General features: G+C 45.2%; 17 protein-coding genes and 2 pseudogenes. 9 read left to right on the forward strand and 10 right to left on the reverse strand.

Translation table 11 applies throughout. The features are described 5' to 3' along the window. A pseudogene (locus tag JGK39_RS01140) lies at positions 1-253 on the forward strand (glycosyltransferase family 1 protein); the annotation flags it as partial. A 159-nt stretch (positions 254-412) separates the two neighbouring features. Here JGK39_RS01140 and JGK39_RS01145 read toward each other — a convergent pair. The 5 genes from JGK39_RS01145 to JGK39_RS01165 form a co-directional block, all read right to left on the reverse strand. Further along, a complete protein-coding gene (locus JGK39_RS01145) occupies positions 413-766 on the reverse strand; it encodes a DUF1257 domain-containing protein (protein WP_096832348.1) in 354 nt (117 codons plus the stop codon). Positions 767-896: 130 nt separating this feature from the next. After that, the gene (locus JGK39_RS01150; protein ID WP_293246723.1) at positions 897-2,417 is read right to left on the reverse strand and encodes an AAA family ATPase; all 1,521 of its coding nucleotides are present in this window, start codon (positions 2,415-2,417) and stop codon (positions 897-899) included. Between the two features lie 117 nt (positions 2,418-2,534). Then, positions 2,535-2,885 carry a hypothetical protein gene (locus JGK39_RS01155; RefSeq protein WP_193974745.1) on the reverse strand — a complete coding sequence of 117 codons (351 nt, stop codon included), beginning with the start codon at positions 2,883-2,885 and terminating at the stop codon, positions 2,535-2,537. 406 nt (positions 2,886-3,291) lie between these two features. After that, positions 3,292-4,203 (reverse strand): UTP--glucose-1-phosphate uridylyltransferase, encoded by a 912-nt coding sequence (locus JGK39_RS01160; RefSeq protein WP_293246726.1) that lies wholly within the window; start codon positions 4,201-4,203, stop codon positions 3,292-3,294. 57 nt (positions 4,204-4,260) lie between these two features. Then, on the reverse strand, positions 4,261-5,301 hold the full coding sequence (locus tag JGK39_RS01165) for a GHMP kinase (RefSeq protein ID WP_293295484.1): 1,041 nt from the start codon (positions 5,299-5,301) through the stop codon (positions 4,261-4,263). 148 nt (positions 5,302-5,449) lie between these two features. On the opposite strand from JGK39_RS01165, the gene JGK39_RS01170 reads away from it, so the two are divergent. Then, a complete protein-coding gene (locus tag JGK39_RS01170; protein ID WP_293295486.1) occupies positions 5,450-5,989 on the forward strand; it encodes a Dps family protein in 540 nt (179 codons plus the stop codon). A gap of 302 nt (positions 5,990-6,291) precedes the next feature. Here the strand turns inward: JGK39_RS01170 and JGK39_RS01175 are convergent, their stop codons facing one another. After that, the gene (locus tag JGK39_RS01175; protein WP_293295487.1) at positions 6,292-7,389 is read right to left on the reverse strand and encodes a glycosyltransferase family A protein; all 1,098 of its coding nucleotides are present in this window, start codon (positions 7,387-7,389) and stop codon (positions 6,292-6,294) included. 606 nt (positions 7,390-7,995) lie between these two features. Here JGK39_RS01175 and JGK39_RS01180 point away from each other — a divergent pair. Beyond that, on the forward strand, positions 7,996-9,027 hold the full coding sequence (locus JGK39_RS01180) for a glycosyltransferase family A protein (protein ID WP_293246741.1): 1,032 nt from the start codon (positions 7,996-7,998) through the stop codon (positions 9,025-9,027). Positions 9,028-9,154: 127 nt separating this feature from the next. Continuing rightward, on the forward strand, positions 9,155-10,600 hold the full coding sequence (locus JGK39_RS01185) for an NAD(P)/FAD-dependent oxidoreductase (protein ID WP_293246744.1): 1,446 nt from the start codon (positions 9,155-9,157) through the stop codon (positions 10,598-10,600). A 66-nt stretch (positions 10,601-10,666) separates the two neighbouring features. Here JGK39_RS01185 and JGK39_RS01190 read toward each other — a convergent pair whose 3' ends face one another. The 4 genes from JGK39_RS01190 to JGK39_RS01205 all read right to left on the reverse strand — a co-directional run bounded on the left by JGK39_RS01190 (position 10,667) and on the right by JGK39_RS01205 (position 12,188). Continuing rightward, positions 10,667-10,909 (reverse strand): HepT-like ribonuclease domain-containing protein, encoded by a 243-nt coding sequence (locus JGK39_RS01190; RefSeq protein WP_293246747.1) that lies wholly within the window; start codon positions 10,907-10,909, stop codon positions 10,667-10,669. A 101-nt stretch (positions 10,910-11,010) separates the two neighbouring features. Continuing rightward, positions 11,011-11,349 (reverse strand): nucleotidyltransferase family protein, encoded by a 339-nt coding sequence (locus JGK39_RS01195; protein WP_293246750.1) that lies wholly within the window; start codon positions 11,347-11,349, stop codon positions 11,011-11,013. Positions 11,350-11,388: 39 nt separating this feature from the next. After that, positions 11,389-11,901: a GNAT family N-acetyltransferase gene (locus JGK39_RS01200; RefSeq protein ID WP_293246753.1), complete on the reverse strand. Its 513-nt coding sequence runs from the start codon at positions 11,899-11,901 to the stop codon at positions 11,389-11,391. Further along, complete coding sequence (locus tag JGK39_RS01205; RefSeq protein WP_293246756.1) at positions 11,892-12,188, reverse strand: DUF1778 domain-containing protein; 297 nt, start codon at positions 12,186-12,188, stop codon at positions 11,892-11,894. Before JGK39_RS01205 ends, JGK39_RS01200 begins: the two co-directional genes overlap by 10 nt. A 296-nt stretch (positions 12,189-12,484) precedes the next feature. Between JGK39_RS01205 and JGK39_RS01210 the strand changes: the two genes are divergently transcribed. From JGK39_RS01210 to JGK39_RS01225, 5 genes and pseudogenes are all read left to right on the forward strand, one after another. Then, a complete protein-coding gene (locus JGK39_RS01210) occupies positions 12,485-13,882 on the forward strand; it encodes a branched-chain amino acid ABC transporter substrate-binding protein (RefSeq protein WP_293246759.1) in 1,398 nt (465 codons plus the stop codon). A 179-nt stretch (positions 13,883-14,061) separates the two neighbouring features. After that, positions 14,062-15,138, forward strand: coding sequence for a branched-chain amino acid ABC transporter permease (locus JGK39_RS01215; protein WP_293246762.1), 1,077 nt, complete (start codon positions 14,062-14,064; stop codon positions 15,136-15,138). Positions 15,139-15,156: 18 nt separating this feature from the next. After that, positions 15,157-15,210, forward strand: a pseudogene (locus JGK39_RS33520) (hypothetical protein); the annotation flags it as partial. Then, entirely contained in the window at positions 15,210-15,578 is a 369-nt protein-coding gene (locus tag JGK39_RS01220) for an element excision factor XisH family protein (protein WP_366048383.1), read from the forward strand. The pseudogene JGK39_RS33520 and the gene JGK39_RS01220, both read left to right, overlap by 1 nt. Continuing rightward, complete coding sequence (locus tag JGK39_RS01225; RefSeq protein WP_293295489.1) at positions 15,566-15,901, forward strand: XisI protein; 336 nt, start codon at positions 15,566-15,568, stop codon at positions 15,899-15,901. The genes JGK39_RS01220 and JGK39_RS01225 overlap by 13 nt, the downstream gene beginning before the upstream one ends. Positions 15,902-15,923: the final 22 nt, after the last annotated feature.

Genomic DNA, 15,923 nt, shown 5'->3' on the forward strand with positions numbered 1-15,923 from the left:
CGGTATCGCCGAATACGTAACTGAAGAAACTGGTTTCAAAATAGAGCCAACTTCTAGAGAGTATCTTACTCAGGAGTTAACAAATAAAATTCAGATTTTGGTCGAAGACGATCGTTTGCGGGAAGTTATGTCAGCTAAGTGTATCGCAAAAGCCAAAGAGTTTGCATGGGAGCCAAAGGCAGAAAAAATTGTTGAAATTTATCATAAAATGATTGACGCTAAAAGTACCGCCGACACTAGCCAGAAGCATTAGCTAGTCAAGCACAAAAGCAGCAACTTTCAGATTGAAAGCTGCTGCTTGGGGTTGCAAAAAAGTGCGTAGCGGCTAAAAAAACCACTCTACATCCTAGCTAGCTAAAAACGGGTTAACCAGTATTTGGTTAACCCGCAAGCTTAGAAACACGCAGAGTTATTAATTTTGCACTACCAACTTGACGTTGGCGTTTTGCAAACCGCGCTGCTTGACTGCTGCCAAGGTCTTGTTAACTGCGTACTTCTGGTTGATGGAGTTAATTAACTCAGTTTGATTGTGCTTTTTGGCAACGCCCCAGAGGTCTGCAATCAGATCAAAGGAACCGTCGCTATTGCGAGACCAACCCAGGTCGTATTCGCCTTCCAGAGTCGCCACGATGTCGGAGCGAACGCGCTGACCATTATAGCCACGAACATCAGCTTCTGACTTGACTGAAATACCCAAGTCACGTAGGGAAGCTTTCAGGATTTCGGCATCAGTGATTTTGGTACGCAGAGTGCTAAAGTGAGACATTGGATTTCCTCCTAATAAAACTGAGAGAGAAACAACAACGGTCTGGATTTAACGGTGCCGCTGGGCGGCTCTTCAATCGAACTGCTAGCTGTTGCTAGCCTTTGCTCCTGTTTGGACCAGGAGAAAGCTTTTAGAATTCCATTCGCTGGTATTCAGCGACGGAAGACGCAGCGGGCCGTGCGCGCTGTCTCGCCCAATCTCGGAGGGCGCTGACCTGTTCGGTCATGGTTTTAGACAGTGGCAATGTAGATTTAATGGCCGCGATGATATCTAACTGCGTAAACTCTCTATCTTGAGCGAAGGCCTCGTACATGGCTGCTACTAGCCCTTGCTCAATTTCTGCTCCTGAAAAGCCGTCGGAAACATTGGAAAGTTGCTCTAAATCGAAGCGAGAAATTTCCCGACGCCGTTTTGACAGGTGAATTTTGAATATATCTTGGCGTTCTTCTTTCGTCGGTAGGTCAACAAAGAAGAGTTCGTCGAATCGACCTTTTCTCAAGAATTCCCCGGGTAAACGCTCGATGCGGTTGGCTGTTGCCATTACGAAGACTGGGGAAGTCTTTTCTTGCATCCAAGTGAGGAACGAACCGAAAATCCGGCTGGAGGTGCCTCCGTCTGAGTCGGCCGAACCAGTGCCTCCTGCAAAGGCTTTGTCTAGTTCGTCGATGAAGAGGATAGCTGGGGAGATGGATTCTGCGGTTTTGAGGGCGTTGCGGAGATTAGCTTCGCTGCGACCTACCATGGATCCGTCGTAGACTCTACCCATATCTAGCCTTAGCAGGGGCAGTCCCCACAGGCGCGAGGTAGTCTTGGCAATCAGCGATTTTCCGCATCCGGGTACGCCGAGAATTAGCATTCCTTTGGGTTGGGGCAAGCCGTATTCTCTCGCCCTTTCTGTAAAGGCGTTGGAACGCTGCTTGAGCCACCGTTTGAGTTCTTCTAAACCCCCGACTGCATCCAGGGTTTCGTCTTCTTCTACAAACTCTAGAATGCCGTTGCGCCGAATTAATTGCTTTTTCTCCGACAGAACTATGTCTACTTCTTCTTCGGTTAAGCGCCCCGTGGAAACTTGGGCTTTGCGATAAACTTTTTCAGCTTCATCCTTAGTCAATCCCAAGGCTGCTTTTAAAAGTTTTTCTCGCGATTCTGTGGTAATGCGTCGCGATTTCGTTTGCTCCAACTGGCTAGACAATACTTGGTTTAGTTCCGCCATGTCTGGGAGCGCGAAGTCTAAGACTACCACTTCCTTTTCTAGCTCGATCGGGATTTGCTGCAAAGGAGACATCAGTATAATTGTCTTTTGTGTTCCTTTGAAGTTGGCGATCGCATCACGCAACAACCTTGTTACAGTTGCATCATCTTTAAAAGGATGCAGGTCTTTGAATACATAGATAGTAGCGTTGCTGTTCGGTTCGCGCTGCCTAATCGCCCATTCAATAGCTGCCTGCGGCGAGAGGGTGCTTTGCTGAGTGTTTGCACGAGGTTGACCGTACTCTATCATGCCCTGGGTTACAGTCCAGACAAAGACTCGGCGCTGCGGCTTAGCTTGAGCTATTGCGGAAATTGCTTGCTCACACCGCTCTTCCTCGGATGTCACGAGGTAGATCAGAGGATATTGAGCTTGGATTAGAATACTGATCTCTTCTTGCATATTCCTCGACCCACTAGAGACGGTGCTATCTTTGCTGATTCTCAATGCTGCCTTTAGCCCTGTTACTGAAAATTTCACGAAATTTCAGTAAGAGATTTTTGGGGAAGCAAAGCATTCTTAGCAGGGAACCAATTCTTCCTCTCCCGGTTGGGCTGTGCTGGCACTGACGCCCGACACTTGCTTCACTGGAAGCTCCTGCTCAGCCAATACGCTCGGCTGACTTGTTACGGATGCCAGTTCTCCATCTCGCATTACTACTGAACCCGTGCATTCTGGACAAGTGTACACCCGGTGGGTTTGTCCGTAGGAGGCTTCTACTTCGTCAACCAGTTCGGGGTTTCCTAGGTAGAAGACAATTGCCCTTTCTGCAATTGATGACATCGGTTCTGTTTCTACTGCGGCTTTGATTTTGAGCTGGCGATGCAGTTCAGGTGGAAGATACAGTGTAACTTTTTGCTTTTCTTGCATATCAGTGAATTGACTTACCCGGGTATGTATATTAGATTAGCCGCTTAATTCTTTGCTGTCAAGCCTCTATGCTGCTTTAGCGTTATTTTGTAATATTTCGTTACAATAGCAGTGATTTTGGGGCGGCTAACAACGGAAAAACAATGGATATAGCTGATGAGGCAGCGGCAGATATGACGATTTGAGATTTTAGATTGGGGAAGGACTCAGCGGTATCGGGGTTTGGAGTTTGCCTATAGTTGGATTATTGTTTGAAACTGGTATGTGGCAGCGTCAAGGTCGATCGCGACTATATATAGGTTGGTTTGTGGAGTTGTCCAGGGGGGGGTTGATGGCGAGTTGCAGTTATTCGTTTTATGAGGACTGAAGTCCTCACTACAAACATAGGAACAAGGGCGCAGTCATATTAGCCGATCGCCCCCCGAGATATGGGAAAATCAATCAGAGTCTGCCGGTAAACATCCGGCAATCCCGTGTCAAAACACCGCCCTCGCACCACATAACCAGCCATTCCCTCGAACTCCCGCAACTTATCCAAACACGACGTTAACTGAAATTCACCTCTTTCTCGAAAATTGGCATTAATATGTTCTGCCAAACAATCAAAGATTTTAGGATCGAGGACATACATCCCAAACATTGATAAAAATAAATCCTCCGCCAAGCCTTCTACGCTTAAATGCTGCCGCGCATACTCTATATCCGGCTTTTCGTAAACTTGCGTCACCGACAAAACAGCATCTTGTTCCTGCCAAACTCCCGCCGCACAGCCGTAGTGATGAATTACGTCAGATGGTGTTACCCTCAAACCAATGACGCTTTGCTGCACTTGCGAGTAAATATCCAATAGCTGGCGCGCGCAAGAAATTTCAGTTTGCGACGCATAAATGTGGTCGCCCAAAAGTAAGAGAAATGGTTCGTTGTTCGTCCATTCTCTAGCACAGAATACCGCGTGGCCGAACCCTTCCTGCACATCTTGAGTAAGAATTGTAACGCGCTGTCCTAAATCTTCTAAATATTTGCTATAATCCTGATTTTGCTTAGACAGTTTTTGGAAAAGTTCGGGAGACGGCCCAGTTTTAAAGAAATCTTCAAAAAAAGTGCGATCGCCCTTTTGCACAACTATACCAACTTCTTCGATTCCCGCACTCAAAGCTTCTTCCACAATTGCCAAAATTATCGGTTTAGCGCGGCCAGTGCGATCGATAATTGGCAAGAATTCCTTCTTCACGGCCAGAGTAGCCGGAAACATCCGAGTGCCAAAACCAGCGGCTGGAATCACGGCTTTGCGGACTCTGTACTGAAAACGAACAGTCATAGGATTCTAGATTTTAGATTGAAGAATTTGAAGCTTACCTAGAGTTGTATGCTTTTTTTAACTAATTTTAAGTTTCACACATTCCATCTGAGGAAAATCCCGTGCAACAATATCGATAACTTGCTGTTGACTTTCTGCATCTTTCACGATAAACTGCGCCGTGCCATCTCCCTGAGAACCAACTCCCTTACCGCCCAAAATATAAGGCTCAATCGGTTGATAATTCAGGAGTTCGTGCAAGACGGGAGCAGTTAATTGCTCTGGACAAGCGGGGATTAAATGCTTGTCAAATTCCCTCTGAGCAACTTTCATCAACTCGCCGAGTTTAGCCGCATCTCCTTGCTGTAAAGCTGCGGCCGCATCTTGGGTAATCTTATAACTAATCGTGCCGAGATATTTCTGCACATTTGCTTGAACTTCATTCGCAGCAAAAGGATAAGCCTGATTTAGGCTTCCCAGGATTTCTTGAGTGTTTTTGCTGGCGCCCAAATCTACGATGACAAAAAACAAATCTTTAGCAACTTTTAGCTCAACAACATCCATTTTATCGCCGTCAAAAATCATCATAATCGGGCGATTTCCATAGGCACAACCCTGATCCATGCGGCCGCAGCGTGAAGGTGTGGCTGTCTCGCCTAGATAAGCCATTTCCATTTCGGCGCGCACGTTCATTTTCAAATCGTATAAGCGGTTGAAAGCGCGGGCTACTAACACGCAAATTGCGGCACTTGAAGACAAGCCTTTCTGAATTGGCAAATCTGTTAAATAATTGTCAATTTCTAGTCCTTGTACGGGGTAGCGTTCCAATAATTGAGCGGCGACACCGGCTGTATAACTGAAAAAAGTTCCTGTTTGGGCCTCAGCAAGCAGAACAGTTTTATCCATCGGGAATGCAGCCTCAATTTTTTTGCCGTCGTTCAAAGAAGCGCGAAAAATTAAATGCGTCGGATGTGGCTTAACTTCGGCATAAATTCCTCGATGGATACTGGCAATCAGAGTGCAGCCTTTTTCTATAGCGGGATTGTGCGATCGATAACTGGCGGCCCAATCGCTGTGTTCGCCAAACAGACACAGGCGACCCGGAACAAAAAGTTTCATTGCATCTATCTAAGGGTATCTATATTGCGATTATTTTAACCTGAGATGGAGATATTTTACTAAAGTGCGATCGTCCTCTGGGTTGATGTACTTGACGGAGGAAATTTGTTGTAATAGATGGAAACTAAGAGTTTAAGGAACAGTTTCAATGCGTAAGTTAAACATAGGTCTATCTGAGGAGCAACGTGCAGGCGTTATCGAACTGTTGAATCACGACCTGTCAGATGCTTATCTGCTGTTAATCAAAACCAAAAAGTATCACTGGGATGTAGTGGGCCCGCAGTTTCGATCGCTCCACCAGTTGTGGGAAGAACACTACCAGGCGTTAACAGTAAATATCGATGCTATGGCGGAACGGGTGAGAACTTTAGGTGGCTATCCAATTGGTACTGCTGAGGGTTTTCTTAAGTATGCTTCGATTAAAGAACATATCGGCGATTTGCCTTTAGCGACTGAAATGGTGTCGCGTCTGGTTGATGACCACGAACTGATTATTCGCAATCTCCGCGAACACATCGAACAGTGCGGCGAAGAGTTTAAGGATGAGGGAACAGCAGACTTTTTGACTGGTTTGATGGAACAGCACGAGGAAATGGCTTGGATGTTGCGATCGTTTATTGAAGGGGAATCTATTTCGCCGGATGGTAAGCAGCCGAAAGCTAAAACTCCTACAGCTTCTCACGCTTAGATGATAGCTCGATCGAACAGATTTAACTGTTGTGAGTCAGAGAATTTCACCGCAATTCTGGCAGTACGACAGGGGTTTTCACCCCCTGTCTCATAGCGAAAGTCCTCTTTTATAGGACTGGAGTTAACCTGATTTCGATCTGGTTTTTGAGTCGTTTTTTAACCGACTTTCGCCTTGAGGCAGGGGTTTAAACCCCTGCCGGACTCCGAGGAGAGCGTGCTTTTTGACAGATTTTGAGTAAGACATGATTACCGACAAATTTGATGTACAGTCTCTAGGTATCTGTTCACAGAGTGATATTATTATACTGCTCGATTTCCCAAACTCTTCAACCGCATTCTTTCATACACCTGCGACGGCAACATTCTGTGAATATTCATTCGCTTTTCGATCGCAGCAATTGTCGTCCCGGCACTTGAATCCGATGTTTGCTTCAACTCCAATCCCGATTCACTTCTCGATCCTAATATCATTTTTACGAAACTTTCTATTGACAATAAATACAAATTATGCCGCAGTAAAACCATCACAAAATCTTCTTTTAAAGCTCGATATAGCCAAAACAATGTACTCCGGTAATTGCCGTTACGGTTGCTTTTGACAGCTAGATAAATGTAAAAATTACTGCTAGACCAGCAGTAAACTTTCTCGGGAACTTTCGAGTGATACCGCCGGACATCTGCCATAATTAATGAATGACCTTTTGCCATTGCTGCATAGTTGCAAGACATACTGCTGGAAATCTGTCGGTAGCCGACTAAATACTCCGGTACTACTTTAAATTGATAGTATTGGGCGATGCGGAGGTGCAATTCCCAGTCTTCGCAACCTTGAGCGTTTTCTAGTTTGAATTTGCAGTTGTAGCCGCCGACTTTTTCAAAGCAAGTGCGGCGGATTAAAGATGAACTGGCGTTGCCGATGAAATATTTATAAACTAAGGCATTGTGAACTTCCCCTTCAATAGTTGAATTGTAAAATCCGCCTGTCAGCAAACCTCCTTCGTTGATATCAAGTGACCAGGAATAGGCAATTCCTACAAACGGTTCAGAATTTGTCAGGCATTCGACTTGTTTTTCGAGGTTTTGCGGGTACCAAATATCGTCGGCGTCGATCGGAGCGATGTATTCGCCTTTTGAATGTAAATATGCTAGGTTGCGGGCTACAGCTACACCTGCATTCGCTTGCTGCAATAAGGTGACTCTGCTATCTTTTTGAGCAAAAGATTTGACAATTTCGGCGGTTGTATCTGTGGAGCCGTCGTCTACTACGAAAATTTCTATGTTTTGATAGGTTTGAGATAAAACAGATTCTAGGGTTTTAGTTATAAATTCCTCAGCATTGTAAGCCGGTATAATTACTGAAATTAATGACTCTTCTAAATTATGTTTGGTGCTGTTCATGTAATATAAAAATGTTTTGATGTAAAATTTTGGTTTCTCAGGCAGCGATCTAATGGTATGTTAACAAAGTGCTAAGGTCGATCGCACACCGTCGAAAATTTGCAGGCGTACATTTGAAATATATTGCCAAAACTCATCAAATGTGCATTGACATAGCAGTCGGGATACAGACTTGGTGCAGGAGTGACTCGCCGATCGCATATATAAAATCAACTGTACTGGGCAACTCGCGATCGCCGGAGAGTCTCAGTATATCATATGTTGCTTTTTATACTTGTTACGGTCGAAAAAGATCAAATTCTTGTGCGGTGGAATACTCTGAAACACAATGGCTGGTGGGGCTTTTTAGAAGGTTTACAAAAACAATGATATATATAAAGATTTCGTAAAGCTGTTGTCTTCATCAGGTGAGTCTCAGCCAGATGTGGCTTAGAATACAGGCATGAATGGGGATCAATGCAGCCTACATTGCCAGCAAAAAAATTAGTTGAAGATAAACAGAAATCGGGTTATAAACAAAAATGTAGAGCTGATTTTACTTTACGAAAAGTAGGAGCATTGAAATTCAATCATTGGTTTTCCATGCAATTCAAAACAAACTCGGTAATGATTTATACTAACGAACCGACTGTATCCGTAATTATCCCAGTCCACAATGGGGGAGCTTACTTCCGCACCTGTTTGTCAAAGCTGGCTCAAGCTAGACCGAAGCCGATCGAGATTATTGTAGTAGCAGATGGCGAAAGCGACGGTTCTTGGCGTCTGGCCAAGGAATTCGGCGCCAAAGTCATCAGAATTCCCGAATGCGGCGGCCCCGCCCGAGCCAGAAATTTGGGAGCGCAAGCTGCGAAGGGAGATATTCTGTTTTTTGTGGATGCTGATGTCGCTGTTTGTCCTGAGGCTGTGGGTTATGCGAAATCGGTGTTTAAAAATAATCCATACTTAGCTGCTTTGATCGGTTCCTATGACGATGCTCCTGGAGATCCAGATTTTCTATCGCAGTACAGGAACTTGCTCCACCACTACGTGCACCAAACAGGTAATGAAGAAGCTTCGACTTTTTGGGGCGCGTGCGGAGTGATTCGCCGGGAAATTTTTTTGCAGATGGGTGGCTTTAATGAGAGTTACCGCCAAGCTTCGATCGAGGATATTGAGCTGGGCTACCGTTTGAAACAAGCCGGTTATAAAATTCGACTGTGCAAAACATTGCAAGTCAAGCATTTAAAGCGCTGGGAAGCGGTGGGGATGGTGAAAGCTGACTTTTTTTACCGAGCGCTGCCTTGGACTGAACTGATTTGGCGCGATCGCAAATTGAATAACGACCTCAACTTGCAAGTATCGAACCGAATTAGTGTAGTTTTAACTTATGCAATGCTGCTGGCAGTTGTGGGGACGTGTTGGTCGCTCAACTTTCTGCTATTGGCTGGGTTGCTGGCAATACCCTTAGTAGCAATTAATTCAGAGCTTTATCGATTTTTTCAGCAAAAACACGGTATCTTATTTGCGCTGAAAACTATTCCTTGGCACTGGCTTTTCTATTTTTACAGCGGACTGGCATTTGCGATCGGCACGGCTCGCCACTTATCCCAAAAAAAGCTGTTGACTGGCAAAGTTAGGTTGCCAGTATCCGCTCAATAAATCAAGGCAAATTGTCCTTCAGCCTCAAGTCGCTCTATAGTTTATCAGGGTATTCACGGGTGCATATATTAATTTTAGCAGTTATAAATAATTGTATAGTTCTATAAAAAGGCTGGAGGTAGGCTGAGTGAAACATTATCCTGTGGCGATCGTCGGTGCTGGGCCTGCGGGTTTGACTGCTGCTTACGAGCTAGTCAAGGAAGGGATCGTCCCTGTCGTACTGGAAAAAGGGGATAAAGTAGGGGGAATAGCTCGCACCGAAAGCTACAAAGGCTACCGTTTCGACATTGGCGGCCACCGATTTTATACTAAAGTTGTAGAGGTGCAGCAGTTGTGGCAAGAGGTACTGGGAAATGAGTTTATTAAAGTGCCGCGCTTGTCGCGAATTTTTTATAGAGGTAAATTTTTTAACTATCCGATCGGGGCCTTCAATACTCTGTTTAATTTGGGAATAATTGAGAGTGCGCTAATTATTTTGAGCTATCTGAGAGTTAGAATCTGGCCGCTGCCGAAAGAAGAAACTTTTGAACAGTGGGTAATCAATCGTTTTGGCGAACGCTTGTACAAAACATTTTTTAAGACTTATACAGAAAAAGTTTGGGGAATTCCCTGTTCGGAAATTCAAGCAGATTGGGCGGCGCAGCGGATTAAAGGATTGTCGCTGACAACAGCGATTATTAATGCTTTGTTTGGCAGTAACGATACCAAAACGTTAATTAAAGAGTTTGACTATCCGGCTTTGGGGCCGGGGATGATGTGGGAAAAGTTTGCCGAAGCTGTGGAAGATAAAGACGGCAAAGTTTATCTCGATACTAAGGTGATTAGCTTTGAGCGTGAAGGTAATAAAATTAAAAGTATTACTGCTGAGCATAACGGAGAAATAGTTCAATTTTCGGCGGATAATTTCATTACGAGTATGCCGATATCGGCGCTGATAGCACGGATGAAACCGCAGCCGCCTGAGCCAGTGTTGCACGCGGCGCGATCGCTAAAATATCGAGATTTTTTGATTGTATCGCTGATTGTCGATCGCCCAAATTTGTTTCCTGACAACTGGATTTATATTCATTCTCCCGAAGTGAAAGTCGGACGGATTCAGAATTTTAAGAATTGGAGTGCTGCATTGGTTCCTGACGCGAGCAAAACTTGTTTGGGAATGGAGTATTTTTGCAATGAAGGCGAGGAACTTTGGCAAATGTCGGATGCTGAACTTGTGGAGTTAGCAACTCGCGAGTTGGCTGAGTTGGGTTTGGCAAAAATGGCGGATGTTAAGGATGGGGTGGTGCTGAGGCAGCCGAAGGCTTATCCTGTTTACGATGCCGAATATCGCGGACATTTGCGGGTTTTGGAAGGTTTTTTGACTGGGATTGAGAATTTGCAGACGATCGGGCGAAATGGTATGCACCGATACAACAACCAAGACCATTCTATGCTGACGGGGATGCTGGCAGTGAGAAATCTGCTTGGGGAAAAGCACGATTTGTGGGATGTGAATACTGAGCGATCGTACTATGAGGATTTTAGTGTCGATCGGTCGAAGGAAAAAAGAGATGCGTCTTTAATCACACAGTAAACAGTTGACAGTTGGGAACTATGGCGATCGGGCGATCGCACATTTGACGTGTTTGTGGGCGATCGCTCAACTATCATCAGGCAAAGGCGGCAATAATGCCTCTACTTGTACCAGCAAACTCGGCAAAACACTTGTAACAATATTCCAAATAACTTCCGAACTCACTTGGTCATAACGATGAACCAAAATATTGCGTAAGTTAATCGCATTTCGCCAATCAATTTCGGGATGAAACTGCTGAAACTCGATCGAAACCCTCCGAGCTGCTTCCCCCAAAATTCCCAACTGTCGCTCTACGGCACTTTGCATAAAAACATTTTCAAGCCGGAGTCTCGCATGAGGTATCCGCCGTAAACTCTTGAATCCGACGGATTGCTTGCGCCATGTCCCAAAGTGAAACACTATCTCGATCATTTGCTTGCATAAATCACTCGATAGGTTTTCAAAATGTTCGATCGTAGATAAGGATTTTTTAACTGTTTTTTTTCCACCAAATCTACACAACGGTGAAATAAATCCTCGATCTCCTCCTGCATTCCCAATAAATGAGACAGCGTGAGGCGGTGGGATGGCTCATAGGTAACTAATACATCCACATCGCTATCGGGGCGAAAATCATCCCGCAGCACCGAGCCAAACAGGGCAAACTCGACAATGTTCCAGTGCTGGCAAAATTGGGCGATCGCATCGAGAGATACTTTTAGGCGATCGTTCAACACGTATTCTAAATCTGATTGCAGCTCAATCATGCGCTAGCAAACCTCCAACGAGAGCAAATAACATCTGAGCTAAAGTGAAGCAACGGCATCGCTAACTTTCACCATGAGTGTCATCGGATCGATCGGCGAAACAGTAAACCCGCACTTCTCATAAAACCGCTTTGCATCTTCGGAGATAGCGTGTACGAGAATTGCCCGTATCCCTGCAATCTCGGCAGCTTGCAAAGTGCGAAGAATTGCATCCCGCAGCAGAGCGCGTCCGATGCCGCAGCCTTGCCAGTTGCGATCGCAGGCAAGCCTTCCTATGACCATAACAGGAATCGGATCGGGCATATTGCGCCGGACTTTACCCGTTGCAGCACTTTGTGCTACTGCTCCTGTTGCCAGGCAATAGTAGGCAATGACTGCTTGGCGATCGCACAAAACATAAGTCCGTGAAGCCCCCTCTAACTCATTTTTCAGAGCGCGGCGCTTGAGCCATTCATCTAACTGGTTATTGCCTGAATCAAAGCTCTCTATTTGATGTAATGAGTTCAGTTTTTCTGGCGGAGAGAGTTTGTTTAAATCTCGATCTAATCCCACGGAGATTTTGTTTTTAGTAATGCGTTGAGCTTCTGATTTGGCGTCGGAGGTGCATCAAGCAGCGCCAAAAATTGCTTAAATTTAATTTCATCTAACCCAAAAAAACAGCGATCTAGAAGAACATCTTGAGCTTTTTGGTAAGCTGATTCAAGCATGAACTCCGATCGGCTCTTTCCCTGTAATTGGGCCGCGCGATCGATTAGATCGCGTTGATTAGGCTGAGCTCGAATGTTGATTGTAACATCGCGCGTCTGGCTGACTGACCCTTCAGATGCTGGCGGGTTCATAACAGTTACCTCTGGCTAAACAGAGCAGTAATTAGAGCTAGTAGCTCTAGAATATTTATATTTTAACTTTTTGTATACACAATGTCAACACATAGACTGTAATTTGCGATCGCAGCTCTACTTAACCGCAATCAAATCCTGAACTCACCCATTGCACGGACAAAGGCCCCGCCGCCCCGAAGACAGGATATCTGCCCCAAGTCCCGAGCTTGTCGCAGCAGTGTATCTTTAAGAGTTGACCTAAAATTTGAAAATCTGTGCTAACTCTTGACTACATACTGACTAAAGTGAAAAATATGCAAAAACGCAACCAACAAACGAACCAACCCATGAACTTTTCCCAGAAATCAGGGGGCAAGAGTGCCACACCCTCAAAAACCAACACCACACAGAATCTGGGCGTCGCAGGATTGCGGAAAATACTTGTAGCCGCCGGCATCGCCTCTCTGTGCGCTAGCTGTCAAAGTCCTCAAACACCGACCGCCACAACCACTCCCGGAAGCAGTCCCGCAGTCGCTCCAGCAGCCACTCCCGTCGCTGTCAGCACCCCCGGAGACCCAAATACTGTCAAAATTGTCTCCATGCTCCCCATGACAGGCAGCGCCTTGGGTCAATCTCAAACAATGGTCAACGGCATCAAACAAGCACTAGCCGAAACCGACTCGAAAGCTTGCGACGGCAAAATCAAAATCGAATACGAAGTTCTCGATGACGCCACCGCCGCCGCCGGCAAATGGGACCCGTCCCAGGTAACGTCTAACTCTAACAAAGTCGCCGCTGACGGTTCAGTAGTTGCCGTCATCGGTCACTATAACTCCGGTGCAGCCAAACTTTCCATTCCCGTGCTCAACCAAGTTAACGTCGTGATGATCAGTCCGGCAAACACTTATCCGGGACTGACCAAACCGGGAAAAGGCGAACCCAAAGAACCGAACGTTTATTATCCCGCAGGCACTCGCAATTTTACCCGTGTTGTGCCTGCTGATGACCTTCAAGGTTCTGTCGCTGGAAACTGGGCGAAGTCTTTGGGCGTGCAAAAAGTTTTCATTCTTGACGACCAAGAACTCTACGGTAAAGGTATAGCTGATGTTTTTGAAGCAACTGCTAAAAAGTTGGGAATTCAAGTCCTGGGAAGGGAGGGAATTGATATCAAAGCTAGCGACTACAAGGCGCTAATGAATAAGATCAAAGCTTTAAATCCAGACATGATTTACTTCGGCGGCACTACTCAGAGCAATGCCGGACAGATAATTAAAGACATGAGAAATGTCGGGATGGCGGCTGATGCAGTTAAGTTCATGGGCCCAGACGGCATTAAGGAGCAAGCTTTAATTGATGCTGGAGGTAAAGATGCCGAAGGTGTTTATGCTACTTTTGGCGGGTTGCCTCCTAAGGAATTGACTGGTGAGGGCGCTAAGTGGTACGAAGGTTACAAGGCAAAATATAATGCTGAACCTGAAGCTTATGCAGCTTACGCTTATGAAGCTGCTAAAGTGGCGATCGGCGCAATTAATAAAGTCTGCAAAAATGACCGCGCTGCGATCCGCGATGCTGTGTTGGCAACTAAGGATTTTAACGGGGTACTCGGCAATTGGAGTTTTGACGCTAACGGCGACACGAGCTTGACTGTAATGTCAGGAAATGTTGTTAAAGGCGGCAAGTGGGAGTTTGTGAGCGCGCTGAAGGCGGAATAATGGATAATTGGGAATTGATAATGGGTAATGGGTAAAAAAAATTTTAGTTACCCAATTACCTAGTAGGTGCGCAATGCGCACCTTACCAATCACCTAGTAGGGTGCGCAATGCGCACCTTACCAATCACTTAGTAGGGTACGCAATGCGCACCTTACCAATCACCAATTACCCCAAAATTATGAAAAACTGGCAAAGTATTCTTTTATATATAGGTGTCGCTTATATAGTTTTGTTGTTGGGGCCGATCGCCGGATTTGACTTGCCCAAAATTATTGGAGAAATAGCCAGCAGTCCTGAAGTTTTGATCCAACAATTATTAGTTGGCTTGGTCAACGGGGCGCTGATTGCCATTATTGCTTTGGGTTATACGATGGTTTACGGCATTATTGAATTAATCAATTTTGCTCACGGCGATTTGTATATGTTGGGTGCTTTTGCTTCCCTAACTGTGTTCGGGGCTTTTGGCATTCAAGACAGCGCACCTTTAGCTGTTGCTATACCAGTAATGTTAGTCGCTTTAATTGTATGTTCGGCATTTTGTGCTGGGCTGAATATTGTTGTGGAAAAGTATGCTTATCGGCCGTTGCGAAATGCTCCCCGTTTGGCTCCTTTAATTTCGGCGATCGGGGTTTCTTTTATATTCCAAAATATGGGATTATTTTGGGGAGGCTTGAAAGCTTTTATTCCGGTGATGGGTTCTAATTCGGCAGCTCCGAAAAGCTTCCCCGATTTGTTGCCGCGAGTTGATATTCTCAAAGCTTTAGGAATTCAAACAAGTATTGTGTTTACCACTAAGGATTTAATTGTGTTGGTGGTGGCGCTAGCATTGATGGTTTTGCTTCATGTGTTTGTGCAGTACACTCGTCTGGGAAAGGCGATGCGGGCAACTGCTCAAAGCCGGGATGCTGCTAAAATCATGGGGATTAATGTCGATCAGATTATTGCTCTGACTTTTCTGATTGGTGGAGCTTTGGCTGGTTCAGCGGGAATCTTGGTGGGTTTGTACAACAATACGATCGTGTTTACGATGGGTTTTACGGCGGGATTGAGAGCTTTTACGGCGGCCGTTTTGGGGGGAATTGGCAATATTGTCGGGGCGATGTTAGGAGGGGTTTTGATTGGGGTGTTGTCGTCTTTGAGCGATCAGTATTTGTCGAGTCGCTGGACTAATGCTTGGGTGTTTGGGGTTTTGGTGGTGATTTTGGCTTTTCGTCCAGGCGGTTTGCTGGGAGAAAATGTTCAGGAGAAGGTTTGAAGGTGCTGGGTTGAAAAAATGGCAAAAGACATTTATCATTATAATGTAAGGACTGCTTTAGAAAAGGATGGGTGGACAATTACAGACGATCCTCTGACTCTACAATTTGGTTCGCGCAGTGTATTTGTGTATTTGTGGATTTGGGAGCTAAAAAGCTACTAGCAGCCGAACGCGAGGGACAAAGAATTGCAGTTGAAATCAAAAGTTTTGTCGGCAAGTCTCCAGTCAGAGATTGGGAAAATGCGATCGGACAATACAGTTTGTACTTAAAAATACTCTCTAAAAGAGAGTCAGATCGCGCCCTATATCTAGCAATTACCGAAGAAATTTATACCAGCTTCTTTCAGGAGGATATCGTGCAAGTCGTACTTGAGGATAGAACAATAAAACTAATCGTTATAGATCCTATTCAGGAGGTTATTATCAGATGGATAAACTAGACGAATACCGCGAATTAATTGTTAAAATTCTGTCGTATTATGCCAGCATACCCTACACATACGCCGAGATTAATAACAAAGTAATTGTAAGCGAAGACCGAAATGATTTTTTATTGATGACTGAAGGCTGGGAGGGGGACAAGCGACTCCACTATTGCCTCATTCACGTTGAAATTCGCAACGGCAAACTCTGGATTCATTATGATGGTATGGAAGACGGGATTACTGATGAATTACTGGAAGGTGGCGTTCCTGAAAATTGCATTGTTTTGGCGTTTCATTCGCCGGAAGTACGCAAACATACCGGATTTGCGATCGCCTGAAAAATCCGCCTGCAAAATATCG

Source organism: Microcoleus sp. PH2017_12_PCY_D_A, from assembly GCF_020738565.1.
Taxonomy (GTDB): Bacteria; Cyanobacteriota; Cyanobacteriia; order Cyanobacteriales; family Microcoleaceae; genus Microcoleus.

Bases quoted from the DNA above. Each gene is read 5' to 3' on its own strand.
- JGK39_RS01145 (WP_096832348.1), bottom strand. From the start codon at position 766: ATGTCTCACTTTAGCACTCTGCGTACCAAAATCACTGATGCCGAAATC.
- JGK39_RS01150 (WP_293246723.1), bottom strand. From the start codon at position 2,417: ATGCAAGAAGAGATCAGTATTCTAATCCAAGCTCAATATCCTCTGATC.
- JGK39_RS01155 (WP_193974745.1), bottom strand. From the start codon at position 2,885: ATGCAAGAAAAGCAAAAAGTTACACTGTATCTTCCACCTGAACTGCAT.
- JGK39_RS01160 (WP_293246726.1), bottom strand. From the start codon at position 4,203: ATGACTGTTCGTTTTCAGTACAGAGTCCGCAAAGCCGTGATTCCAGCC.
- JGK39_RS01165 (WP_293295484.1), bottom strand. From the start codon at position 5,301: ATGAAACTTTTTGTTCCGGGTCGCCTGTGTCTGTTTGGCGAACACAGC.
- JGK39_RS01170 (WP_293295486.1), top strand. From the start codon at position 5,450: ATGCGTAAGTTAAACATAGGTCTATCTGAGGAGCAACGTGCAGGCGTT.
- JGK39_RS01175 (WP_293295487.1), bottom strand. From the start codon at position 7,389: ATGAACAGCACCAAACATAATTTAGAAGAGTCATTAATTTCAGTAATT.
- JGK39_RS01180 (WP_293246741.1), top strand. From the start codon at position 7,996: ATGATTTATACTAACGAACCGACTGTATCCGTAATTATCCCAGTCCAC.
- JGK39_RS01190 (WP_293246747.1), bottom strand. From the start codon at position 10,909: ATGCAAAGTGCCGTAGAGCGACAGTTGGGAATTTTGGGGGAAGCAGCT.
- JGK39_RS01195 (WP_293246750.1), bottom strand. From the start codon at position 11,349: ATGATTGAGCTGCAATCAGATTTAGAATACGTGTTGAACGATCGCCTA.
- JGK39_RS01205 (WP_293246756.1), bottom strand. From the start codon at position 12,188: ATGAACCCGCCAGCATCTGAAGGGTCAGTCAGCCAGACGCGCGATGTT.
- JGK39_RS01210 (WP_293246759.1), top strand. From the start codon at position 12,485: ATGCAAAAACGCAACCAACAAACGAACCAACCCATGAACTTTTCCCAG.
- JGK39_RS01215 (WP_293246762.1), top strand. From the start codon at position 14,062: ATGAAAAACTGGCAAAGTATTCTTTTATATATAGGTGTCGCTTATATA.
- JGK39_RS01225 (WP_293295489.1), top strand. From the start codon at position 15,566: ATGGATAAACTAGACGAATACCGCGAATTAATTGTTAAAATTCTGTCG.